At 56.1% G+C, this 22,489-nt stretch carries 20 protein-coding genes; 16 read left to right on the top strand and 4 right to left on the bottom strand.

Translation table 11 applies throughout. The annotated features are described in order from the left end of the window. Nucleotides 1-13 precede the first annotated feature (13 nt). From xdhA to AC2FIS_RS06040, 7 genes are all read left to right on the top strand, one after another. Nucleotides 14-1,375 carry a xanthine dehydrogenase small subunit gene (gene xdhA / locus AC2FIS_RS06010; protein ID WP_496772352.1) on the top strand — a complete coding sequence of 454 codons (1,362 nt, stop codon included), beginning with the start codon at nucleotides 14-16 and terminating at the stop codon, nucleotides 1,373-1,375. After that, a complete protein-coding gene (gene xdhB, locus AC2FIS_RS06015) occupies nucleotides 1,372-3,774 on the top strand; it encodes a xanthine dehydrogenase molybdopterin binding subunit (RefSeq protein WP_496772353.1) in 2,403 nt (800 codons plus the stop codon). Before xdhA ends, xdhB begins: the two co-directional genes overlap by 4 nt. Next, a complete protein-coding gene (xdhC, locus tag AC2FIS_RS06020; RefSeq protein WP_496772354.1) occupies nucleotides 3,774-4,709 on the top strand; it encodes a xanthine dehydrogenase accessory protein XdhC in 936 nt (311 codons plus the stop codon). The genes xdhB and xdhC overlap by 1 nt, the downstream gene beginning before the upstream one ends. Then, on the top strand, nucleotides 4,706-6,223 hold the full coding sequence (locus AC2FIS_RS06025; RefSeq protein WP_496772355.1) for an ABC transporter ATP-binding protein: 1,518 nt from the start codon (nucleotides 4,706-4,708) through the stop codon (nucleotides 6,221-6,223). The genes xdhC and AC2FIS_RS06025 overlap by 4 nt, the downstream gene beginning before the upstream one ends. A gap of 63 nt (nucleotides 6,224-6,286) precedes the next feature. Continuing rightward, nucleotides 6,287-7,369, top strand: coding sequence for an ABC transporter permease (locus AC2FIS_RS06030; protein ID WP_058276029.1), 1,083 nt, complete (start codon nucleotides 6,287-6,289; stop codon nucleotides 7,367-7,369). Nucleotides 7,370-7,372: 3 nt separating this feature from the next. After that, nucleotides 7,373-8,293 carry an ABC transporter permease gene (locus AC2FIS_RS06035; protein ID WP_108859238.1) on the top strand — a complete coding sequence of 307 codons (921 nt, stop codon included), beginning with the start codon at nucleotides 7,373-7,375 and terminating at the stop codon, nucleotides 8,291-8,293. Nucleotides 8,294-8,328: 35 nt separating this feature from the next. After that, a complete protein-coding gene (locus AC2FIS_RS06040) occupies nucleotides 8,329-9,402 on the top strand; it encodes a BMP family ABC transporter substrate-binding protein (RefSeq protein ID WP_113789796.1) in 1,074 nt (357 codons plus the stop codon). Nucleotides 9,403-9,825: 423 nt separating this feature from the next. Here AC2FIS_RS06040 and AC2FIS_RS06045 read toward each other — a convergent pair whose 3' ends face one another. Next, on the bottom strand, nucleotides 9,826-10,713 hold the full coding sequence (locus tag AC2FIS_RS06045) for a LysR family transcriptional regulator (protein WP_496772356.1): 888 nt from the start codon (nucleotides 10,711-10,713) through the stop codon (nucleotides 9,826-9,828). A gap of 122 nt (nucleotides 10,714-10,835) precedes the next feature. Between AC2FIS_RS06045 and cuyA the strand changes: the two genes are divergently transcribed. Then, nucleotides 10,836-11,849 carry a D-cysteate sulfo-lyase gene (cuyA, locus tag AC2FIS_RS06050; protein WP_496772358.1) on the top strand — a complete coding sequence of 338 codons (1,014 nt, stop codon included), beginning with the start codon at nucleotides 10,836-10,838 and terminating at the stop codon, nucleotides 11,847-11,849. A gap of 3 nt (nucleotides 11,850-11,852) precedes the next feature. After that, nucleotides 11,853-12,554, top strand: coding sequence for a cysteate racemase (gene cuyB, locus AC2FIS_RS06055; protein WP_496772359.1), 702 nt, complete (start codon nucleotides 11,853-11,855; stop codon nucleotides 12,552-12,554). A 61-nt stretch (nucleotides 12,555-12,615) separates the two neighbouring features. Here cuyB and AC2FIS_RS06060 read toward each other — a convergent pair whose 3' ends face one another. Further along, on the bottom strand, nucleotides 12,616-13,521 hold the full coding sequence (locus AC2FIS_RS06060; RefSeq protein WP_496772361.1) for a LysR family transcriptional regulator: 906 nt from the start codon (nucleotides 13,519-13,521) through the stop codon (nucleotides 12,616-12,618). 248 nt (nucleotides 13,522-13,769) lie between these two features. On the opposite strand from AC2FIS_RS06060, the gene AC2FIS_RS06065 reads away from it, so the two are divergent. From AC2FIS_RS06065 to AC2FIS_RS06085, 5 genes are all read left to right on the top strand, one after another. Next, the gene (locus AC2FIS_RS06065) at nucleotides 13,770-14,735 is read left to right on the top strand and encodes an ABC transporter substrate-binding protein (RefSeq protein WP_496725358.1); all 966 of its coding nucleotides are present in this window, start codon (nucleotides 13,770-13,772) and stop codon (nucleotides 14,733-14,735) included. 67 nt (nucleotides 14,736-14,802) lie between these two features. Further along, nucleotides 14,803-15,858: a quaternary amine ABC transporter ATP-binding protein gene (locus AC2FIS_RS06070; RefSeq protein WP_496772362.1), complete on the top strand. Its 1,056-nt coding sequence runs from the start codon at nucleotides 14,803-14,805 to the stop codon at nucleotides 15,856-15,858. Next, nucleotides 15,855-17,396, top strand: coding sequence for an ABC transporter permease subunit (locus tag AC2FIS_RS06075; RefSeq protein ID WP_496772364.1), 1,542 nt, complete (start codon nucleotides 15,855-15,857; stop codon nucleotides 17,394-17,396). The genes AC2FIS_RS06070 and AC2FIS_RS06075 overlap by 4 nt, the downstream gene beginning before the upstream one ends. Beyond that, entirely contained in the window at nucleotides 17,393-18,112 is a 720-nt protein-coding gene (locus AC2FIS_RS06080) for an alpha/beta fold hydrolase (RefSeq protein WP_496772366.1), read from the top strand. Before AC2FIS_RS06075 ends, AC2FIS_RS06080 begins: the two co-directional genes overlap by 4 nt. A gap of 234 nt (nucleotides 18,113-18,346) precedes the next feature. Next, the gene (locus AC2FIS_RS06085) at nucleotides 18,347-18,664 is read left to right on the top strand and encodes a VOC family protein (RefSeq protein ID WP_496772367.1); all 318 of its coding nucleotides are present in this window, start codon (nucleotides 18,347-18,349) and stop codon (nucleotides 18,662-18,664) included. A gap of 202 nt (nucleotides 18,665-18,866) precedes the next feature. Here AC2FIS_RS06085 and AC2FIS_RS06090 read toward each other — a convergent pair whose 3' ends face one another. Further along, nucleotides 18,867-19,340, bottom strand: a complete 474-nt coding sequence (locus AC2FIS_RS06090) for an Lrp/AsnC family transcriptional regulator (protein WP_496772369.1) — start codon at nucleotides 19,338-19,340, stop codon at nucleotides 18,867-18,869. A 418-nt stretch (nucleotides 19,341-19,758) separates the two neighbouring features. Between AC2FIS_RS06090 and AC2FIS_RS06095 the strand changes: the two genes are divergently transcribed. After that, the gene (locus AC2FIS_RS06095; protein WP_496772370.1) at nucleotides 19,759-20,949 is read left to right on the top strand and encodes an ABC transporter substrate-binding protein; all 1,191 of its coding nucleotides are present in this window, start codon (nucleotides 19,759-19,761) and stop codon (nucleotides 20,947-20,949) included. Beyond that, on the top strand, nucleotides 20,876-21,511 hold the full coding sequence (locus tag AC2FIS_RS06100) for a GNAT family N-acetyltransferase (protein WP_496772371.1): 636 nt from the start codon (nucleotides 20,876-20,878) through the stop codon (nucleotides 21,509-21,511). Before AC2FIS_RS06095 ends, AC2FIS_RS06100 begins: the two co-directional genes overlap by 74 nt. A 64-nt stretch (nucleotides 21,512-21,575) precedes the next feature. Here AC2FIS_RS06100 and AC2FIS_RS06105 read toward each other — a convergent pair whose 3' ends face one another. Then, a complete protein-coding gene (locus AC2FIS_RS06105) occupies nucleotides 21,576-22,484 on the bottom strand; it encodes a c-type cytochrome (protein ID WP_496772373.1) in 909 nt (302 codons plus the stop codon). Between the last annotated feature and the right edge of the window lie 5 nt (nucleotides 22,485-22,489).

Raw genomic sequence — 22,489 nt, forward strand, 5'->3', positions numbered from 1 at the left:
ACGGGTTTCTCGAATGAATATCACGTTTCTTCTGAACGGAGAGACAGTGGAACTGGCGGATGTCGATCCGACAGCGACCCTGCTGGATTGGCTGCGTGAGGATCGCGGCCTGATCGGCACCAAAGAAGGCTGCAACGAAGGCGATTGCGGGGCATGCACTGTCATGGTGACGGATGAAGGTGGCCACAAGGCGCTGAATTCCTGCATCCTGTTTCTGCCTCAACTGCATGGTAAGGCGGTTCGCACGGTCGAAGGCGCCAGTGGCCCCAACGGCGAGGCGCACCCAGCCCAGCAGGCGATGGTGGATCTGCACGGCTCGCAATGTGGCTTCTGTACCCCCGGTTTCGTTATGTCGATGGTGGCAAGTCATGCAAATGGCGCGACGGATCACGACACCCAGCTTGCTGGCAACCTGTGCCGATGCACCGGCTACGCGCCGATCATTCGCGCCGCCAAGGCTGCCGAAGAAGTTCCCGTGCCAGTTTGGGTGAAAGACAAGCCAGTCGCCACGAGGGTCACATCGCAGATGTTGCCGGAGTCTTCGGATGAATTGGCAGAAGTTTATACCAAATATCCGGACGCCACTCTGGTCGCGGGTGCCACGGATGTTGGGCTTTGGGTGACCAAGCAACTGCGTGACCTCGACCCAGTAATTTTTCTGAACCGCTGCGATGATCTGAAAGAGATCACGATCACGGATGACGAGGTTCGGTTCGGCGCGATGGTCGATATGAACCGGATGGGCGAAGCACTGGCGGACCTGCACCCGTCTTACGCCGAAATGATCCGGCGCTACGCCAGCGTTCAGGTGCGGCACGCGGCCACCGTGGGCGGAAATATCGCCAACGGCTCGCCCATCGGAGACAACCCGCCCGCACTGATCGCCCTGGGCGCAACGCTACATCTGCGCAAGGGCGACGAACGTCGCTCGGTCGCATTGGAGGACTTCTTTATCGACTACGGCAAACAAGACCGGACACCTGGCGAGTTTGTCGAATCCGTAAGTTTTCCGCGTCAGGCCGATCGTTTGAAGGCCTACAAACTCAGCAAACGGTTCGATCAGGATATCTCAGCCGTGTGTGGGTGTTTCAACATCACTGTATCGGACGGTATGGTTGCTGATGCCCGTATTGCCTTTGGTGGTATGGCCGGCACTCCAAAACGGGCTTCAAATGTCGAAGCCGCGCTGGTTGGCAAGCCATGGACGCATGAGACCGTTCAGTCCGCCATTCCGGCCTTCGACAGTGATTTCACGCCAATGACGGACATGCGCGCATCGGCCAACTATCGGCTGCAGACCGCCAAAGCGCTGCTCGAACGATATTTCCTTGAGGATCAAGGCGAAGTGACAAATGTATTGGAGGTGTCCGCATGAGCGTGACCAAACCCCTCCCCCATGACGCGGCGCCACTGCATGTCGCGGGAACCGCACGGTATGTGGATGACATTCCGACGCCCAAAGGGTCGTTGCATCTGGCCTTTGGCATTAGCCCGATTGCCAAGGGTAAGATCACCACGATGGACCTGTCGGCGGTGAAGGCAGCTGAAGGTGTCGTCATGGTTATGACAGCCGACGATCTGCCATTTGCCAATGACGTCTCACCGTCGATCCATGATGAACCTCTGCTGTCTGATGGCACGGTGCACTATATCGGGCAGCCCGTTTTCCTCGTCATTGCGACCAGCCACCTTGCCGCGCGGAAAGCGGCGCGTTTGGGCCAGATCGATTATGCCGAAGAGACCCCGATCCTGACGGTTGAAGAGGCGCTTGCCGCGGACAGCCGGTTCGAGGACGGCCCGCGCATTTATGCCAAGGGCGATGCGGATGCGGCCATTGCGGGTTCCGCGCATGTGATCGAAGGTGGATTCGAGCTTGGCGGTCAGGAGCATTTCTATCTGGAAGGTCAGGCTGCACTGGCCGTGCCCAATGAGGGCGCGGATATGTTGGTGCATTCTTCGACCCAACACCCGACCGAGATTCAGCACAAAGTAGCGGACGCTCTGGGTGTTCCGATGCACGCGGTTCGCGTTGAAACGCGCCGTATGGGCGGTGGTTTTGGCGGCAAGGAAAGTCAGGGCAACGCTTTGGCTGTTTCCTGCGCTATCGCGGCACGTGCAACCGGCAAAGCCTGCAAGATGCGCTATGACCGCGATGATGACATGATCATCACCGGCAAGCGCCACGCGTTCCGGATTGCATATAAGGCCGGGTTTGATGAGAATGGCCACATCCAAGGCGTTTCCTTCCTGCATCATGCGATTTGTGGTTGGGCACAGGACCTGTCCCTGCCTGTCGCGGACCGTGCGATGCTGCATTCGGACAATGCCTATTTGCTGCCGAATGCCCGGATCGAAAGCCACCGGCTGAAGACCAACACTCAATCCGCCACCGCCTATCGCGGGTTCGGCGGACCTCAGGGTATGGTCGGGATCGAACGCGTGATGGATCACGCCGCGTATGAACTGGGCATGGATCCGGTCGAGTTGCGTCGCCGGAACTATTATGAACCGGCGCATGTTGTTGCAGATCCCGTGGTCGCTGAAAAACCGCTGGGCCATCCTGACCCGCACGAAGACCTGACCAGCCGAGGCGCGGTTGAGATGGGCGACGCCCCGGTGCGCCCCCTGCCCGCTGGCGGCAATACCACGCCGTACGGGATGGAGGTCAGTGACTTCGAACTGCACGGCATGACTGCAAAGTTGCTACAATCCAGCGACTACACCGCACGCAAGGCCGCCATTGAGAAGTGGAACGCCGAAAACAACGTGATCAAGAAAGGCATCGGCTTTTCTCCGGTCAAGTTCGGCATTTCGTTTACGTTGACCCACCTGAACCAGGCGGGGGCGCTGGTGCATGTGTATCAGGACGGCTCGGTCCACCTGAACCACGGCGGTACCGAGATGGGGCAAGGTCTGTTCCAAAAGGTAGCTCAGGTGGCTGCCTCTCGCTTTGGCATTCCGTTAGAGATGGTGAAAATCACCGCAACAGACACAGCCAAAGTGCCCAACACTTCCGCCACGGCCGCGTCCTCGGGCAGTGATCTGAACGGCATGGCGGTCAAAGCAGCCTGCGACACGATCCGCGACCGAATGGCTGACTATCTGGCGCACAGACATCAGGCCGACCCTTCGACAGTGACGTTTTCGGATGGCTACGTCTCAGTTGGCGAAGAACGCTATACGTTCTCAGAAGCAGCTGCGCTGGTTTATCAGGGCCGTGTCAGTCTGTCTGCGACCGGGTTCTATAAGACACCCAAGATCGAATGGGACCGGATCAAAGGCCGGGGCCGCCCGTTCTTTTACTTTGCCTACGGCGCATCGATTACCGAAGTCGCGATCGATACACTGACAGGCGAGAACCGCATTTTGCGGACGGATATCCTGCATGATGCAGGCGCGTCGCTGAACCCGGCGCTAGATATTGGGCAGGTCGAAGGTGCATACGTACAGGGTGCCGGTTGGCTAACAACCGAAGAGCTGGTTTGGGATGGCAAAGGGAACCTGCGCACGCATGCGCCGTCGACCTACAAAATCCCAGCTTGCTCGGACCGGCCTGACGTTTTCAACGTCGCGCTCTGGAGCGGTGAAAACCGCGAGGACACGATCTATCGCTCAAAAGCGGTCGGAGAGCCGCCGTTCATGCTGGGTATTTCCGCGTGGCTTGCCCTGTCGAATGCGGTGGCGGCCTGCGGGGACAGCTATCCGGCACTGGATGCACCCGCCACGGCTGAAGAAGTCTGGAAGGGTGTCCAGCGGGTAAAGGGAGAAACCTGATGGGATTTGATCGAGAGGCTTTGAGGGAGGCGGTCAAAACCCACGGCAAGGTGACCCGGGTGGTTATCGCCGGGATCAAGGGGTCATCCCCCCGTGAAGTTGGCGCTGCAATGCTTGTTTGGGAGAACGGGCAGTCGGGCACCATCGGCGGTGGCACGTTGGAGTATCAGGCGGCTGAAGCAGCCCGATCCCAAGCAGCGCCCATGCGCCAAACACACCACGCGCTCGGCCCGGATATGGGCCAGTGTTGTGGCGGTGCTGTAACCCTGCTGAGTGAAATCTACGATCTTGCGGCCGTCGACCGGCTGGATGATGCAGTCATTGCGCGCTCGGCTTCGGGTGGTGAGATGCCGCTTTCGGTCAAGCGGCTGTTGTCGCAGGCCCGCGGTCAGGGTGTTGCGCCCGAACCGCAGCTGATTGACGGCTGGATAGTCGAGCCCGTTCACGAACCGGCGCGCAATCTGTGGATATGGGGTGCCGGTCACGTTGGCCGGGCTCTGGTTGACGTTCTATCCCCATTGCCTGATCTGTCGATCACCTGGGTCGATACCGGGCCTGAGCGTTTTCCCGAAGCGGTGCCCGCAGGCGTAACCGTCGTTCCGGCAGCGAAACCGGCTGAACTGGTGCGCCATGCGCCGCGCGATGCTGAGCATCTTGTGCTGACTTATTCACACAATCTGGACCTGGAACTGTGCAACAGGTTGCTTTTGCACGATTTCCGCTTTGCGGGCCTGATTGGCTCGGCTACGAAATGGGCGCGATTCCGATCCCGGCTGGCCGCTTTGGGACATGCGCCCGAGCGGATTGGCCGGATCACCTGCCCAATCGGAGATCCAGCCTTGGGCAAACACCCGCAGATGATCGCAGTTGGTGTCGCGGCGCAGATCCTGCGCCCTGCCCGGCAAAACGAAATAAAGAAGGACCTGAGCGCGTGACCACTCCACTTCTAAGCTTACAAGGGCTGACCAAAGCCTATCCCGGCGTCGTGGCCAATGATCAGGTGTCCTTTGACATCGGTGAGGGCGAGGTTCACGCCTTGCTGGGCGAAAATGGTGCCGGTAAATCAACGCTGGTCAAAATGATCTACGGTCTGGTGAAGCCCGACAGCGGCACCATGCTGCTGCGCGGACAAGCCTTCGCGCCACCCGAACCCCGCGCCGCACGGGCGGACGGGATCGCGATGGTGTTCCAACACTTCTCGCTGTTCGACGCACTGAACGTAGCCGAGAACATCGCGTTGGGGATGGAGAATCCACCAGCCATGGGCGATCTGGCGGCGCGAATTCGCGAAGTTTCGGAAACTTACGGTCTGCCACTGGATCCTTATCGCACTGTCGGTGATCTGTCCGCGGGTGAGCGCCAGCGGGTCGAAATCATCCGCTGCCTGTTACAGGATCCGAAGCTGCTGATCATGGATGAGCCGACATCGGTTCTGACCCCTCAGGAAGTCGACATTCTGTTTGAGACACTGAACAAATTGCGGTCCGAGGGCACCTCGATCCTGTATATCTCGCACAAGCTGGAAGAAATTCGCACGCTTTGCGACCACGCCACGATCCTGCGATTGGGGAAGAATGTCGGCGAATGTGTTCCCGCTGAGACCTCGGCACGGGATATGGCCGAGATGATGGTGGGTTCGACCCTGCAAACACCGGAGCGTTCGGGGCGTGAGTTCGGTGAGGTCGCCCTGGATGTCAGCGGTTTGTCAGTTCCATCACCATCCGAGTTCGGTACCGCATTGAAGAATGTCCACATGACCGTCCGTAAGGGCGAAGTTCTGGGCGTCGGCGGTGTCGCGGGCAACGGCCAGGACGAATTGTTGGGCGTTCTGTCGGGCGAGATCACCACAGCACCCGACGCGGTTAAGTTCAACGGCCAGCCGATCGGAAAACTGGGGCCGACCGCGCGCCGCAAGCTGGGCGTTCTGACCGCTCCGGAAGAGCGGTTGGGACATGCGGCCGCCCCTGACATGAGCCTGACCGAAAACGCTTTGCTGACTGGATCGGTCCGGGAAGGACTTGAGAACAACGGCTTCCTCAAATGGGCAGAAACCAAGAGTTTTGCCGAAAAGATCATCAGTGCCTTTGACGTCCGCACACCGGGGCCAGAAAACGCAGCACGATCTCTGTCAGGGGGCAACCTACAGAAATTCGTCATTGGGCGCGAAGTCCTGCAAAACCCGGACGTTCTGGTTGTGAACCAACCGACATGGGGCGTTGATGCGGCCGCCGCGGCCTCGATCCGTCAGGCCATTCTGGATTTGGCCGCCAAAGGCACCGCAGTCATCTGCATATCGCAAGATCTGGATGAGCTGATGGAGATATCGGACAGCTTTGCAGCGCTCAATGAAGGGCGGCTCAGCGCTCCGCGTACGACCACGGGTCTGACGGTCGACGAAATCGGCCTGATGATGGGCGGCGCGCATGGCATGGAGGTGGCCCATGTTTAATCCGTCGGACCGCCTTCGGCGGGAAAATTTACAAAAAGATGAAGAAACTGGGGGAATGAGCAGATGATTGTGTTGGAGAAACGGCCGCAGCCGTCCAAAGCGTGGTCTTACGCGACCCCTTTGGTGGCCGTGCTGGCAACCATGGTTTTCGGCGGCATCCTGTTCGCCATTCTGGGCAAGAACCCGATCCAAGCCATTGGCACCATTTTCTGGGAGCCGCTGTTTGGCGAGTTCGCTTTCTACTATCGTCCACAATTGCTGGTCAAAGGCGCGCCGCTGGTTCTGATCGCCATTGGCCTGTCCTTAGGTTTCCGTGCAGGTATCTGGAATATCGGCGCCGAAGGGCAATACATCATGGGCGCCATCTTTGGTGCCGGAGCAGGTCTGGCCTTTTACCCGCTGGATGCGTTCTACGTTTTCCCCATCATGGTGATCGCCGGCGCATTTGGCGGTTGGCTTTGGGCGGCGATACCGGCCTTCCTGAAGGTGCGTTTTGGCACCAACGAAATTCTCGTATCACTGATGCTGGTCTACGTGGCCGAGCAGATGCTGGCTTCGGTTTCCCTTGGTCTGTTGAAGAACCCCGAAGGGTTCGGCTTTCCAGGATCGCGCAACCTGCAATCCTATGAAAGCGCGCATAACGCTGAGTTGATCGCCGGATCGGGAATGCACTGGGGTGTGGTGACCGCGCTGATCGCAGTGATCTTTGCCTATGTCCTGCTGAACCGTCACATGCTGGGCTTCCACATTCGCCTGACGGGTGAAGCGCCTCGGGCGGCGAAGTTCGCGGGTGTAAACCCGGCACGTCTGATCCTGTTCTGTCTGGGCATGTCCGGTGCCCTGGCCGGGTTGGCAGGGATGTTCGAGGTCGCAGGCCCATCAGGTCAGGTCAGCATCGACTTTAATGTGGGCTACGGCTTTACCGCGATCATCGTGGCCTTCCTGGGCCGTTTGCATCCGGTGGGTATCCTGCTGGCAGGTGGCTTGATGGCGTTGACCTATATTGGCGGCGAAATCGCGCAATCCCAGTTGGGCCTGCCTGCTGCTGCCATTCAGGTCTTTCAGGGCATGCTCCTGTTCTTCCTGCTGGCTTTCGATCTTTTGACCAACTACCGCATCCGTGCGGCCCGTAATGAGGTGGCGTGACCCATGGACCTAGGTGAAATCAATCCCGTACTTCTGGTCGCCTCGCTTATGGTGGCCGCAACCCCCCTGCTGCTGGCGGCGATCGGAGAGCTTGTCGTCGAAAAAGCAGGTGTTCTGAACCTTGGCGTAGAGGGCATGATGATCGTCGGCGCAATCAGCGGATTTGCGATCTCTGTGGAAACAGGATCACCCTGGCTGGGGTTCATCGCTGCGGCCATTGGTGGCGCGGTACTGTCCCTGCTGTTTGTCCTGCTGACGCAGTTTGCGCTGGCGAACCAGGTGGCCAGTGGTCTTGCGCTTACCCTGTTCGGTCTCGGCTTCAGCGCGCTGATGGGTCAAAGCTATGTAGGTGTCAAACCGCCCAGCATGGGAGATATCCATATCCCGTTACTAAGCGATATTCCGGTGATCGGCCCCATCCTGTTCCAGCATGATCCGATCCTGTATCTGGGCATCGCGCTGGTTGCAGCCGTCTGGGCCACGCTGAAATACACCCGCGTCGGTCTGATCCTGCGCGCAGTGGGTGAAAACCACGACGCCGCACACGCCCTGGGCTACAAGGTCATCAAGATCCGCATCCTGGCGATCCTGTTTGGCGGCGCCTGCGCGGGTCTCGGTGGAGCCTATATCAGCCTGATCCGCGTTCCGCAGTGGACCGAGGGCATGACTGCCGGTGTTGGCTGGATTGCTCTTGCGCTGGTGGTCTTTGCCAGCTGGAAACCATGGCGTGCTTTGCTGGGTGCTTATTTGTTTGGCGGAATCACGGTGTTGCAGCTTAATCTGCAGGCCGCAGGCGTTGCCATCCCAGTCGAGTATCTGGCAATGTCGCCCTACATCATCACGATCCTTGTGCTTGTGATCCTTTCGGCCGACAAGAGCAGCGCACCTGCCTCACTGGGCCGGACCTTCCACGCCTCGCACTAGACGGGGCCAATTGAACCAACTTGGGGAGTAACCACATGAAATTCACATCACTTCTTGCCAGTGCCGCCATGGTGCTGGGTCTTGCGACCGGCGCGGTCGCACAGGACAAAACAAAAGTAGGCTTTGTCTATGTCGGCCCGGTGGGCGACGGCGGCTGGACCTATGAACACGACAAAGGCCGTCTGGCGGTTGAGAAAGAATTCGGTGACAAGGTCGAGACCGTGTTTGTTGAATCCGTTCCCGAAGGCCCGGATGCCGAGCGTGTGATGACCCAGATGGCGTTGGAAGGCGCTGACCTGATCTTTACCACCTCGTTCGGGTACATGGACCCGACCATCAACGTGGCCAAGAAATTCCCGAACGTGAAATTCGAGCACGCGACCGGTTATAAGACCGCCCCGAACGTGTCCGTCTATTCGGCCCGTTTCTACGAAGGCCGCGCCGTTCAGGGCCACATCGCGGGTAAAATGACCGAGTCGAACATCATCGGATACATTGGCTCCTACCCAATCCCCGAAGTGATCCGCGGCATCAACTCGGCCTACATCCACGCCAAAAAGGTGAACCCTGATGTCGAGTTCAAAATCATCTGGGCCTACACTTGGTTCGACCCGGCGAAAGAGGCTGATGCCGCAACCGTTCTGATCGAACAAGGTGCAGACGTGATCCTGCAGCACACCGACTCGACCGCGCCGCAGGCGGCTGCGCAAGAGGCGGGCAACGTGATCACTTTCGGTCAGGCCTCAGACATGAGCGAATATGCCCCCAAGCCGCGCGTATCCTCGATCATCGACAACTGGGCGCCCTACTACATCGCACGTACCCAAGCGGTCATGGATGGGTCGTGGGAAACCGTAAACACCTGGGATGGCATCAAGGAAGGCATGGTTGAGATCGGTGAGATTTCGGACGCCGTTCCGGCCGACATCAAAGAAGAAGCACTGGCGATGAAGGCCGCCATGGCCGCGGGTGAATACCACCCCTTCACCGGCCCGCTTAAAAAGCAGGACGGTAGCGACTGGCTCGCTGAAGGCGAAACCGCCGATGACGGCACGCTAGCGGGTATGAACTTCTACGTCGAAGGTCTGGAAGGCGAAATTCCTCAGTAAGAACTGATCCGGAAATCAACACCAAGGCCCGCATATTTTTGCGGGCCTTTTTTGTATTGCTTTGAGCCCAGAACGGTCATTACCGTGCCAATTGTGCGCTGCGGAGGTAGTTCGTAGCTCGCGGCCCAAAGCAGATATCTATAAACTGCAGAGGGCGGAAAGCAGACTTTCGCCGCGTAGTCGAATTTCAAAAACCACGACGGTCAAAGTGGCCACTCGCTTGTATCGTTTCCTTGGCAGCTGGGCATGTTCGAGAGACGACTGCTGCCAGGATCAGGCGTTTAGGATGTAGTGGTTTTTGCGATAACGAAGCGTTTTGCTCGTGGGCTTCGTTTTTCGATCTGGCGAAGGGTGTGTAACGGAAACCAAGCCCTTCTGATCAGGGGCGGCATGCCATTTGGGATAGAGGGTGCTGCGGGAAAACTAGAAACTGAAAATGTCTTCAAGTTGTTTCCATATTTGCTCTGCATGATCTGGCTGAGATTCTGCCAAGCGGACTACCCTGATTGCCAGAAGCTGTGTGGGCAGTACATCGTCAATGCACACAAGCGTGCCCTCTGAAAGGTGGGTCGCCACTAGAGAGTGGGGCAACCACGCGATGCCGATTTCATTCAAGGCGTATTGTAATATGGCCAACGTAAGTGCGGTTTCAGCTCTGGGCACTGCGGTTTTACCTTCAGGTAATCGCGGCGCAATCATCCTGGAATAGACCTGCCCGAGAAAGACTTCGGGCGGGTAGCTGATTGTAGGAATTACGGCTTCCGTCACTTGGGTGCGCACAGTAGGCGCACAGACCGGAATCAAAGTATCCATCCCGAGCGTTTTGGTTTCAAACGCGTTAGCGGGTTCTTGAATACTGTCATCGGGCACCGCATACATGATGGCAAAATCAACTTCTTTTGAAATCAGATGCATCAGGCACTCGTCTTGATTTCCTGAACGCACGCGAACCGAGATTTCGCCACCTTCAGTTAAAACACGAACAATTTCGGGCGAAATTGTCGTGGTGAGCGCGTGTTGGCAAACAAAAGACAGCGATTTTCCTGTCTGATCACTCGCTGTTTTTAAGGTGTGTCGAAGCCTATGCAGCCGGGTGCTGAGCTCACGTAATTCAAATTCCAGATCCCGCACACCAGGCATCAAAGAGACTGGCTTGCGGCGGCGATCAAACAGCGTTGCGCCGATGTTGTCTTCGATAAGCCGCACCCGCCGAGTAAAGGCGGATTGCGTCAGCAATCGCTTTTCAGCGGCGCGGGCGAGAGAGCCGCTATCTAGCACGGCCAATATATCATCGATCCACTCAAGACGCATGGCGGATCGATAGTGCAGTTCGTGACAACATGCAATTCCTGCAATTTATGTACCGAAATTCGAATTAGGAATGTGCTTCAGCGCGCAGTAAGTTGACAAAAGCAAATATTAGGAACCACGACATGCACCTTGCCCGTTTTCCCCGCCTGCATCTTGCACATCTTCCAACACCGCTTGAACCCATGACTCGATTGTCAAAGGAGCTTGGGGTCGAAATATGGATCAAACGCGATGATTGCACCGGTATGTCGACCGGTGGCAACAAGACCCGCAAGCTTGAATTCCTAATGGCTGAGGCCGAGGCGCAGGGCGCCGACATGGTGATGACCCAAGGGGCCACGCAAACCAACCACGGTCGGCAGACGGCTGCATTTGCCGCCAAGCTGGGGCTTGATTGTCACATCCTTTTGGAGGATCGCACCGGTTACCAAAATGGAAACTACAATACGAACGGCAACGTCCTGCTAGATCATTTGCATGGTGCAACCACCGAGAAGTTTCCCGGCGGCCACGACATGCCGGGTGAGATGGCAAAAGCAGCGGAAAAGAAGCGCGCGGAAGGGCACAATGTCTATGTCATTCCTGGCGGCGGATCGAACCCGACCGGCGCGCTTGGCTATGTTAACGCGGCCTTTGAACTGTTGGCACAAGCAAATAACAGTGGTTTGCAAATTGACAGATTGGTGCATGCAACCGGTTCTTCAGGAACGCAGGCCGGGTTGGTGACGGGCATGTGTGCCATGAATGCGCAGGTGCCCGTGCTGGGCATCGGCACAAGGGCGCCTCAGCCCAAGCAAGAACAGATGGTTTTTGACCTCGCCTGCAAAACCGCTGAAAAACTAGGCTGCGCAGGCGTGGTCAAGCGCGAAGACGTGAAGGCCAATACTGACTATGTCGGCGAGGGCTATGGCCTGCCAACGACAAGTGGCATAGAGGCGATCCAGATGTTTGCAGAGCTCGAAGGCATCCTTCTCGATCCGTGCTATTCAGCCAAGGGCGCAGCCGGTTTGATTGATCTTGCCCGCAAAGGTGAGTTCAACGGCCAACGGATTGTGTTCCTGCACACCGGGGGTGCCGCAGCCCTTGGGGGGTATGATTTTGCCTTTGATCATCAAAACCGTTGGGTGACTGTCTGAGCCATGACACTGCGCCCGGTTGGAATTCTTGGCGGTATGGGCCCCGAAGCGACTATCCTCCTCCAGCGCAAGCTGGTGGCGGCAATACCCGCAACTGATGACCAAGATCACATACCTTTGTTGATCGACATGAACCCGCAGGTGCCGTCGCGGGTTCGTCATCTGCTCGAGGGCGTCGGCGAGGATCCGGGGCCGACACTTGCCGCTATGGCGCGTCGGCTTGAAGATGGTGGAGCCTTGGCGCTGGCGATGCCGTGCAACACCGCCCATCACTATGCCAAGGCGATTACGGATTCCGTGGACATCCCCTTGCTGAACTTGATCGAACTGGCAGCTGAATATGCGGCTCGGACGCTTGGGTCAGGGGGATGTATCGGAATGCTTGCCTCGCCAGCCGTACAACGTACTTATCTATTCGAGACAAAGCTGCAAACGCGCGGGCTTTCGGTTGTTTGGCCGGCAGACGAGGAAAAAATGCTTGCGGCGATCCGAAAAATTAAGACTGACGGCCCGTGCAAGGAAGGGCGCGAAACACTAAGAGTTGCCTCGAAAGAACTTGTCGCCGCAGGGGCCGACCTGCAGCTTGTAGCTTGCTCAGAATTCTCGCTCATCGCTGATAGTGTTGCGGCCGAAGTCAATGCAATCGATACGATTGACCTGCTTGTTCAGGCGATTGTCGAATTTTCCTACGCAGGGCAAGTTTAGACGATTGAGTAAGTGCGCCACAGCGTTCGGAGGCAATCTGTAAGTCAACAGATACCATTGTTCATAATTGATCCCAAAGCTGTTGCGCTGTCTGATCAAAGGTCGCCGGATTGGCAAAAGCGGAAATCGTCAAGGTGGCACACCACGCGTCATCACCGATTGGCACCAGCAATCCTGCGTCCAACTCTGGCGAAATCGCGGTTTCGGGCATCCAGGCAAATCCGCTTCCGGTAATCAGGCGTCTCTTGATTGTCTCAACCAGACTATCAACATAAATCGTCTCGGCGTTCAGGGGTTTGCGGTCTATGGTATTTTCTACAACCATGCCCAAAAACGAAGATCGGTCATATGCCAGATAGGGGATGGGTGGGCCATCCTGCTCTGCGAGGCTCCAACCCATGGCACGCGCTGAATCGGCAGTAGCCACAGGCACCAGACGATCCTTTAACAGGTCTTTTCGCTCAAATGCGGTTTCATCAATCATCGGTGAAACCGAGTGGTGATTGTAACACAAGAGAATGTCCACTGCGCCCTCGACCAACAGGTCACAGCAGGTGCTTAGGGAATCGGAGAGTACACGAGTGCGCAGATCGGGAATTTGCATCTGCAACTCTTCGATGCGACTTGCCAAAAAATTAACCGCGATCGTGTGGAGGACCGAAAACCGGATAAAACGGCTATCCCCACGGTCGGCATCCCGCAGCGATTGACGCGATTCTGATAGTTGTGAGATCGCCGCCAGAGCAACCGGCAGGAATTGTTGACCTGCTTCTGTCAATTGAACAGGATAGGTGGCGCGATTGACCAGAGGCAACCCGACCCAACTCTCCAACGCTTTGATTCTACGACTGAATGCGGATTGTGTGATGTTACGTTCATCGGACGCTCGGGTGAAGTTCAGTGTCCGGGCGAGGCATTCAAAATCGCGCAGCCAGTTCAAATCCAAAGTGTGTACCTGTATTTCCAAGGAAGCATTGGTTGAGCATACCCAAAACTATGCATTGCAGGAATAGTTTGATGAAATGTTCGAATTGGCGCTCAGAAAACCTCATGCTCTAGACTTTAGGCTAGGGCCTGGCGGTTTGTCCCCCTTTTACCCTTCCGTCCGAAGTCGCAGCCCGAGACGACTTGGTACGACACCGCCGAGCGATAGGAAAGAAACAGACTAAAAAACACGACGCCAAAATACGGCGCAAATCAACAGAGGAGAATATTATGAGAAGGAAGCTGAAGGCATTTGGCATGGCAGCGGCGGTGGGTATCTATGCAATACCCGCTTTCGCTGCTGAAGAGGTAAAAATCGGTGTGCCGTCATGGACCGGGGCGCAGGCAATTGCTCATCTTCTGGGTGCAGTTGTCGAAACGCGCATCGGAGGGACGGTTGAATATGTGCCCGGAAACAATGCCACCATCTTTCAGGCCATGGATCAGGGCAAAGGCGACATAGACGTGCATCCTGATGTGTGGCTGCCCAATCAGGAAAGCTTTACCAAGAAGTATGTCGACGAGGCTGGTACGGTAACATTGTCCTCGAACCCCTATGAAGGCAATCAGGGCTTTTGCGTTAGCAAAGACTTTGGTGAGGCCAACAGTATCACCGACATAGCTGATCTGGGCCGCCCTGACGTCGCCGCCCTGATGGATAGCGACGGCAACGGTAAGGGTGAGATGTGGATTGGAGCCCCGGGCTGGGCCTCGGCCAATGTGAACGAGGTCAAAACGCGGGACTATGGGCTACTGGACTTCATTGAGCCCGTGCGAGCTGAAGAAAGTGTGAAGACCGCGCGTATCAAGGACAGCATCGCCAAAGGTGAAGGTTATGCCTTCTATTGTTACAAGCCGCATGCGGTCTGGTACATGTTCGACGTTCAAATGCTGAGCGAGCCGACTTTCGACCCGGCAAAATATGTGATGGTTCAGCCATCGGACGATCCGGATTGGTACAATAAATCCAGTGTTGCCACCAAAGACGCCCTGAAGAACGTCCAGATTGCATGGTCCAATACCTTGCCAGAACGTTCTCCTGCAATTGCAGATTTCTTCGCGAACTTCGCGCTGACAGCGGATGATGTCAGTGGCTTCGCCTATGAGATCAGCGGTAAAGGCCGTGATCCGGCAGACGTTGCCCGCGAATGGGTCGAAGCGAACCCGGATCGCGTGGACGCTTGGTTGGGCCTCTGATCCCACTTCCAGAAACAGGGTGGCGGCATCTGTTGGCGTCACCCAATTGCGGATCTCTGGAGGGCATATGAGCGACGACACCGTTATCGAAATTTCGAATGTTTGGAAGATTTTCGGAGGCAGGCCCGAAGTGGCGTTGCAAGCGATCCGGGATCGCGGGCTGACCAAGGCCCAGGTGCTGGCGGAATACAATTGTGTAGTCGGTGTTGCTGATGTCAGCCTATCGGTCAATCGGGGCGAGATTTTCTGCATTATGGGCCTGTCGGGCAGTGGTAAATCCACTCTGGTTCGTCATTTTAACAGGTTGCTTGAACCCACTGACGGCAAGATCGAGATTGAAGGCACCGATGTGATGGCGCTGGGGCCAAAAGAGCTTCAGCAGTTTCGCAACAACAAGATCGGTATGGTGTTTCAGAACTTCGCGCTCCTGCCGCACCGATCGGTGCTGGACAACGTCGCGATGCCGTTGGAAATCCGCCAGGTCAGCAAGAATGAGCGGATGCGTCAGGCCGCGGCTATACTGGATATAGTCGAACTTGGTGCCTGGGGGGCGAAATTCGCACACGAGCTGTCCGGTGGCATGCAACAACGTGTGGGCCTGGCCCGCGCCTTGGCCGCCAACCCCGACGTGCTTTTGATGGATGAACCGTTTTCGGCCCTTGATCCGCTGATCCGGCGGCAATTGCAGGATGAATTTATCCGGCTGAGCAAGATTCTGAAAAAGACCACGATCTTCATCACACACGACCTGGATGAGGCGGTCCGCATCGGAAATCGGATCGCGATCATGCGCGATGGAAAGGTGGTTCAGATCGGAACAGCCGAAGACATCGTCATGAACCCCGCTGATGACTATGTGGCTGATTTCGTTGCGGGTATTTCACGCCTCAAAGTGGTGCGCGCCCATGCGGTCATGCGGCCAATTCCAGAACATATTGCGGCCCATGGGCCGCTATCGGCGGATGCCCCGCGCGTGAATGAAGGCGAAAATCTGAGCACGCTGATAAATCTGGCAATCGACAACAGCAGCGCAATCCTTGTGGAGGACGGCGGCGTGGATGTTGGCGTCATAACCCGTGCCGATCTGTTGCGCACCGTGATCGAAGGGACCGAAGTGTCATGAGCATTTCTGAGTTGAACCCGCTGGAAGATACCGAAAGCGAAGCGGCTCTTGCCTATGCCGAAGAGCGGCGTGAAAACATTCGCACCTTTGTGCGCACCAGCCCTGACTACTACATCCGCAATTTCGACAAGATTGGTGCGTCGTCCCGCTTTACGCCAACTTTCAATCTGATGGCCGGATTGTTTGGTCCGGTCTGGTTCGGCGCGCGGGGTCTGTGGTCATGGGCGTTACCATTTCTGATCCTCGAAACAATAGCCCTTGTGCAGATAGCGCGAGGATTGTTTGGCGATCTGGCCGCCGAGGCAATGGAGCGCATCGCATCGATAGAAGGGACCCTTGAACTGCGCCGTCAGCAATTGGCGGCGGCTATCGAAAACAACTCGGACAAGATCGATGTCTATCAGCGAACGGTGGACTCGCTTGAGGAAAACATAGGGGGTATCCGCGCCGAAGCCGACGCGATGGCCGCTGAAGGTCCTTACATCGTTCTGACCGGTCTGGTCATCCTGATCATCGTCAAATTCATACAGTCACAGGTGGCGAACTGGGCGCTTGAGGCGCGTTTCTCGGAATGGTTATCAGACCGTTCGATACGCTCGGCCATGCCGGTGTCGCAGATCGTGTTCAGCGCAATCTTCATGGCGTTGATCGTCGCTGCGGCAATGTTGCATTACAGCTTCCCTGGGCGCTTTTCACTGCTTAGCCATTTTCCGACAGACCCAAACATCCGCCTGACCAGTATCACTTGGGTAGAAGATTTCATCGCCTGGTGCGTACGCAACAGCGAGGCGTTTTTTGATGGGTTGACATTCGGCATTCGCACTCTGTTGGATGCGCTAGAGGTCATACTGGTTCAGACGCCATGGATCGTGATTGCGAGCTTGATAATTCTGCTGACCTGGCTGACAGCGGGCATCAGCACGGCCATCTATTCGGGCGCATTTCTGGCCTATATGGGCCTCTTGGGGTTCTGGGAAGGTGCCATGACCACGCTGGCCTTGTTGGGGACAGCGGCGTGCCTGTCGATTGTTATCGGAATTCCGCTCGGCATGTTTGCTGCCCGTCGCCCACGGTTCTATGCGTTTATCCAGCCGATCATGGATTTCATGCAAACCATGCCAGCCTTCGTGTTCATGGTGCCTGTGATTGCGTTCTTCGGCGTTGGAAAGCCAGCGGCGGTTGTGGTCACGATGATATTTGGCGGCACACCGGTCGTACGATTGACCGTTCTTGGTCTGCGTGGTGTGCCAGAAAGCGTGCGCGAAGCAGCTATTAGTTTCGGTGCCAATAAGTGGTACTTGCTCACCAAGGTAGATCTTCCATTAGCAAGCCCATCGATCCGCGCGGGGATCAACCAGACGATTATGTTGTCGCTGGCGATGGTCGTCGTGGCCTCGCTGATTGGCGCCAAGGGGCTTGGTGAGGATGTGCTGGAAGCGTTGCAATATGCCAATGTGGGTCAGGGTATCCTCGCCGGGTTTGCAATCCTTTTCTGCGCCATGATCCTTGATCGCATTGTACAGGGTGGGCGCAAATGACACCTGTCGTATTCGTCCATGGATTTTTGGGCGGCAGTCGACAATGGTTAGGGCAAGTCGAAGCCCTGGTCGGTTTCAACGTCGTGGCCCTGGACTTACCGGGATTTGGAGAGAATGCGCATCTCAATGCCCCCACCAGTATTGCTGGCTTCGCCGAGTGGGCGCTGAGCGAATTAAGCGCGCGGGGAATTGAGCGGTTTATCCTGATCGGCCATTCAATGGGCGGGATGATTGTTCAGGAAATGGTTGCCCGTGCGCCCGGACGTATCGACCGGTTGGTGCTTTACGGCACCGGAACAATAGGCATTCTACCCGGCCGGTTTGAGACAATCGGCACTTCGAAGCACAGGGCGAATATAGAAGGACCAAGAGCTACGGCCAGACGCATTGCGGCAACCTGGTTTCTTGATCGGGGGAAAGCTGCGGCCTATGAGGACTGTGCTATGATTGCAGAACAATGCAGCCTGCAAACTATGCTAACTGGGCTCGACGCGATGGAGGGTTGGAGCGGCGCCAAACATTTGGCGGATATCATGACCCGTACGTTGGTGATTTGGGGTGACCGGGATCGGACCTATCCATGGAGCCAAACCGAACAATTGTGGCAATCAATTCCTGACGCCAACCTCGCCGTGATACCTGGATGTGCTCACGCGACGCATTTAGAGAAGCCGGGGCTCTTTAATTCGATTCTGCGAGATTTTTGTACCGCCTGACAGCTTGTCTGCAGCCAAAATGTTGGAACCGCCGCTGTCGTGACCAATACCGGTCTTTCCCGGATAAGGTATGTTTTGCTTAGAGTAAGTATGCACGGGCAGCAAACGCCGGTTTGCAACGCTGGATTCCAGTAACCCGCTCGGGTGTAGAATGTCTCTTATGGGCCGCAACCTATTAAACACCACGGATTGTAGTAGCCTTCTGCTACAGCATAATCGGGTTTGAATTAGACAATGGAAAAAGTGCTGGGATTTGGAGGGTTTTTCTTTAGGGCAGAAGATCCTGCCGCTTTAGCGGTATGGTATCGCGATAACTTGGGGATTGATCTTGTGCCCAATGACTATGAAACGCCGTGTTGGACGCAGGAAGCAGGTGAGACCGTATTCGCCCCGTTCGAAAAGGTGACAGAATATTTCGGGAATCAAGAAAAGGCATTCATGCTGAATTTTCGTGTTCGCGACATCGAGAAAATGATCGCACAGCTCGAGTCCAAGGGTGTTGAAGTCCGCCGAGATCCGGATTCTCCTTATCCGAATGGCAAGTTCGCGTAGCTCAACGATCCAGAAGGAAATCCAATAGAGCTTTGGGAACCTGCCTAGCCTGTGGTTGGAAGCTTGCTTGAATCGCCTCGACGTTTGAAATTTCGATTTTGCGGACTGGCCTTCACTGCCGTCACTCTGACAACAACTTGCCTGGCAATGTGATGAGCACGCGCTCGTACATTCTTAGGTGGATGGACTGACCTCAGAGCCACTATGGTCTGACGTCGGTTGTGCTTTCGTCCAACTCTTTCGGGTATTCCCTCAGAACAACCAAACTTTCAAAACCGGTCATCGGTGGATCAAACAGGTGTTGCTCGGTGAAAGCGGCATAATCTTCCATAGAGGCGCAGTTGACGATGAGCGCCAGATCGGCGTCGCCTGTGACATAAAACAGTCGTTCGACCTCTGTCAGGCGACGAAGCTTTTGCTTCAAGATATCGATGCGCTGGGGATTGTCGCGCGCTATGTGCAATAGAACGATTACGCGCGTAGACGCACCTTGGAACCGGGCGGAAACGACCGCCACCTCGCGCTCAATCGCACCAATTTTTCGCAGCCGCTGGGCGCGCCGCAGACAGGCCGCAGCCGACAACCCGACTTTCTCGGACAGCTCACGACCGGTTTGGCGGCTGTCTATTTGCAGTTGCTCCAGCAACCGACGATCAAATGAGTCGAGATCTTCCATCGTTCCCTCCCGGGATCAACATAATCTCATAGAATGCGAAATCTTCGCACAATTGCTGAAAGAATGCGAAACACGCGCAAATTGACCGCACTCTTTGCGAATAACTTGAAGGCGGGCAATTTACATTCTTGGGCATCGCCAACTGCGGAGTTCGCAATGCTCAACTCGATGCAAAACCCCCAAAGAAGCCGAATGTGGTGCCTGACGAATTGGTTAGCTATGAGCCGCCGACGGTACAAAGACGCCCGACATCTACGAGCGTTGCCTGATTATTTGTTGTCTGATGTCGGCCTGTCGCGCCCGGACATCGACCCGGCTCTTCGCGGGCATCTGGGATTGTACCCCCCGCGTCTGGAACCGCACCAGACTACCTATCCGCGAGTCTCAATCACGCATATTTAGAATACGGAGACACACAATGTTCAGATTGACTTCAACGACTGCGTTGCTTGCATTCTGTGTAAGCACGGCTGCCGCATCGGAGAAACCTGTTCGGATTGGGTTGCTGTTTGGTTTCACCGGGCCAATCGATTCCATGGCACCGGAAATCGCTGCATCCGCTGAACTGGCGTTGGAAAAAGCCAACAAGACAGGGCTGTTTCTGGACGGACGTCAAATTGAAACCATTCGCGCGGACAGCACCTGTGTGGATGCATCTCGCGCGGTTGCCGCAGCCGAGCGGCTGGTAACTGCAGACCGAATTGACGCTCTGATCGGCGCTGATTGTTCAGGGGTCGCGGCTGCTGTAGCCAGTGGCGTCATTGTTCCGAATGGCATCCTATCGATCTCGCCCACAGCCACGTCACCTAACCTCACAACGCTCAGAGATAATGGGTTATTTTTCCGCACAGCACCATCTGACACGCGTCAGGGGGAAGTACTTGCCGATGTTCTGATTGCCAAAGGGATTCGATCGATCGCGGTAACCTATACTGCGAACGACTATGGCAAGGGTCTGGCGGTTTCGTTTTTCAAGGCCTTTACCAAGAAAGGCGGCGAAGTACTGGTGGAGGTACCTCATGTTGATGGAACCGGAGACTATTCGGCCGAAGTTGCAACACTTGCTGCGAGCGGAGCCGAAGTTCTGCTTGTGGCGGGTTATGCGGATCAGGGCGGACAGGCAATCGTGCGCTCAGCACTTGATTTGGGTGCATTTAACCAATTCGTCTTTCCTGATGGAATGGTGGCGGCCTCACTGATAGACACCTTCGGCGATGCCTTGGTCGGCTCAATCGGGACTCTGCCCGGAGCTGAAGGCGAAGATGCCGTTGCATTTGATGCCATGCTTTTGGAAAACGGGATTCCAGGGCAAGCACCGTACCGCGCCGAGGCCTACGATGCGGCTGCCCTCTTGGCCTTTGCCTTTCAGGCGGCGCATCATTCCGAAGATACCTCTCTTTCAAGTGCTTTGATGCGCGTTGCAAATGCACCAGGTGTAGAAATCGGTCATAGCGAAATCGCGACGGGTTTGAAGATTTTGTCAGAAGGCGGCGAAATTAACTACGTCGGCGCGAGTTCCGTGGAGTTTACGCCAGATGGTGACGCAACCGGAACTTATCGAGAAGTTGTCTTTGCAGCAGATGGAATCAAAACCGTTGCAATACGCTAGTTCAGGTGACTTGCGAGTTGGTTTGGTTGTGCCCACAATACGCCCGGCGACCGAGGCAGATTTGCCAGCACTCGACAAACTCGCAACTTCCGCCACACACGATCTCTTGGGACCGTTTCTAAGCGCTGAGCAGCGAGCAAGTTGCTTCGCTTTTACGCCCTTCGACCCTTGGCTGATAACCGACGGTACATATTTTGTGGCTGAGCTGGACGGCGTTGTCCGAGCATCTGGTGGATGGAGCAGACGCATGGCTATGATTCATCAGCCGACTGACCAAACCACCTGCCCCGATCCATCGGGACCCGCGCGAATTCGCGCCATGTACATTGACCCTGAATACGCGCGGCTGGGCTTGGGCCGTACAATACTGGCTGTTTGCGAAGTTTCTGCCCGGCTCTCGGGTCATTTTGAACTCGAACTGCTCGCAACGCCGATTGGCAGGCTTCTCTATCTTTCCTGCGGGTTTGACACGCTTGAAAGCGTTGAAATTCAATCCGAAGACAATGTGCTCTTTGAAGTCTTTAGAATGCAAAAACGCTTTTCCGCGGTAATGGCCACATGATCCAGCGACATAGCGGCATGCACGACGATCATTCAGCAACTTGGCGACACCCATCAAACGGCTGTTACTCTGATAGAAGCTCAGTCGATTGTCCGGGAACGACTTTGAGATAGGCCGCAATTGCCAAACGGTCGTCATCTGTGAGCTGAGATGTATTCTCGATCACCTCAACCATCTCGCCGCCAGCGCTGTCATAATCCGGAGTGAAGCCAGATTTCAAATACTCTGCAATGTCAGCCTCGGACCAATCAAGCTGGTCAGATGTCAGGCCTGGTATGCGCCCTTTGCCATTGGGATTTGGCGCACCTGTCAGCCAAAGATCCCGTTTCAAACCACCCAAACCGTTTCGTGGCGTATGGCATTCAGCACAGTGCCCAAGCGCTTCCACCAAATATCGGCCTCGGATTTGTTGGTCGGTCAAATCGCCTTCTACCACCCAACCTGGCGCCATGAACAACAGCTTCCACCCTCCCAAACCCCGCCTAACGCTAAAGGGGAAACCAACCTCATGCGCTTTACTTTCGGTCGCGGCCGCAGGAAGCGTGCCGAGGAATGCATGGAGCGATACAATATCCTCTGCGGTCATGTTGGCGTAGGTCGTATATGGAAACGCCGGGTAATAGTGTTGCCCTTTGGGTCCGGTTCCATGGATCAGGGCATTGGCCAATTCCAACGTGGACCACGAACCAATACCGGCTGCCGGATCACTGGATATATTTGGGGCAATGAAGGTGCCAAAATCCGTCTCGAACCGACGACCGCCAGCGAGAATAAGCTTTTCCTCCCCAACGGCGTCCGGTGCAGAGTGGCAAGAGGCACATCCAGCTGCATAGAAAACGATCTCGCCTCTCGAAAGATCAGAAAAGACCCCATGCAGAATAGCCTGGTCGACGCTTTTTGGCCGGGTCAGAACCAACCCAGCCAATCCGACCAAAAATGCAGAGACAGCAGCGAAGAGGAAAAGCCGCCGCACAGCTA

It is taken from the genome of Ruegeria sp. CDSB113 (genome assembly GCF_059611045.1).

Coding starts and splice junctions, on each gene's coding strand:
- AC2FIS_RS06075 (WP_496772364.1), top strand. CDS start 15,855: ATGAGCATTTCTGAGTTGAACCCGCTGGAAGATACCGAAAGCGAAGCG.
- xdhA (WP_496772352.1), top strand. CDS start 14: ATGAATATCACGTTTCTTCTGAACGGAGAGACAGTGGAACTGGCGGAT.
- AC2FIS_RS06070 (WP_496772362.1), top strand. CDS start 14,803: ATGAGCGACGACACCGTTATCGAAATTTCGAATGTTTGGAAGATTTTC.
- AC2FIS_RS06035 (WP_108859238.1), top strand. CDS start 7,373: ATGGACCTAGGTGAAATCAATCCCGTACTTCTGGTCGCCTCGCTTATG.
- AC2FIS_RS06085 (WP_496772367.1), top strand. CDS start 18,347: ATGGAAAAAGTGCTGGGATTTGGAGGGTTTTTCTTTAGGGCAGAAGAT.
- AC2FIS_RS06065 (WP_496725358.1), top strand. CDS start 13,770: ATGAGAAGGAAGCTGAAGGCATTTGGCATGGCAGCGGCGGTGGGTATC.
- AC2FIS_RS06030 (WP_058276029.1), top strand. CDS start 6,287: ATGATTGTGTTGGAGAAACGGCCGCAGCCGTCCAAAGCGTGGTCTTAC.
- AC2FIS_RS06080 (WP_496772366.1), top strand. CDS start 17,393: ATGACACCTGTCGTATTCGTCCATGGATTTTTGGGCGGCAGTCGACAA.
- xdhB (WP_496772353.1), top strand. CDS start 1,372: ATGAGCGTGACCAAACCCCTCCCCCATGACGCGGCGCCACTGCATGTC.
- cuyB (WP_496772359.1), top strand. CDS start 11,853: ATGACACTGCGCCCGGTTGGAATTCTTGGCGGTATGGGCCCCGAAGCG.
- xdhC (WP_496772354.1), top strand. CDS start 3,774: ATGGGATTTGATCGAGAGGCTTTGAGGGAGGCGGTCAAAACCCACGGC.
- cuyA (WP_496772358.1), top strand. CDS start 10,836: ATGCACCTTGCCCGTTTTCCCCGCCTGCATCTTGCACATCTTCCAACA.
- AC2FIS_RS06090 (WP_496772369.1), bottom strand. CDS start 19,340: ATGGAAGATCTCGACTCATTTGATCGTCGGTTGCTGGAGCAACTGCAA.
- AC2FIS_RS06040 (WP_113789796.1), top strand. CDS start 8,329: ATGAAATTCACATCACTTCTTGCCAGTGCCGCCATGGTGCTGGGTCTT.
- AC2FIS_RS06100 (WP_496772371.1), top strand. CDS start 20,876: ATGGTGACGCAACCGGAACTTATCGAGAAGTTGTCTTTGCAGCAGATG.
- AC2FIS_RS06095 (WP_496772370.1), top strand. CDS start 19,759: ATGTTCAGATTGACTTCAACGACTGCGTTGCTTGCATTCTGTGTAAGC.
- AC2FIS_RS06045 (WP_496772356.1), bottom strand. CDS start 10,713: ATGCGTCTTGAGTGGATCGATGATATATTGGCCGTGCTAGATAGCGGC.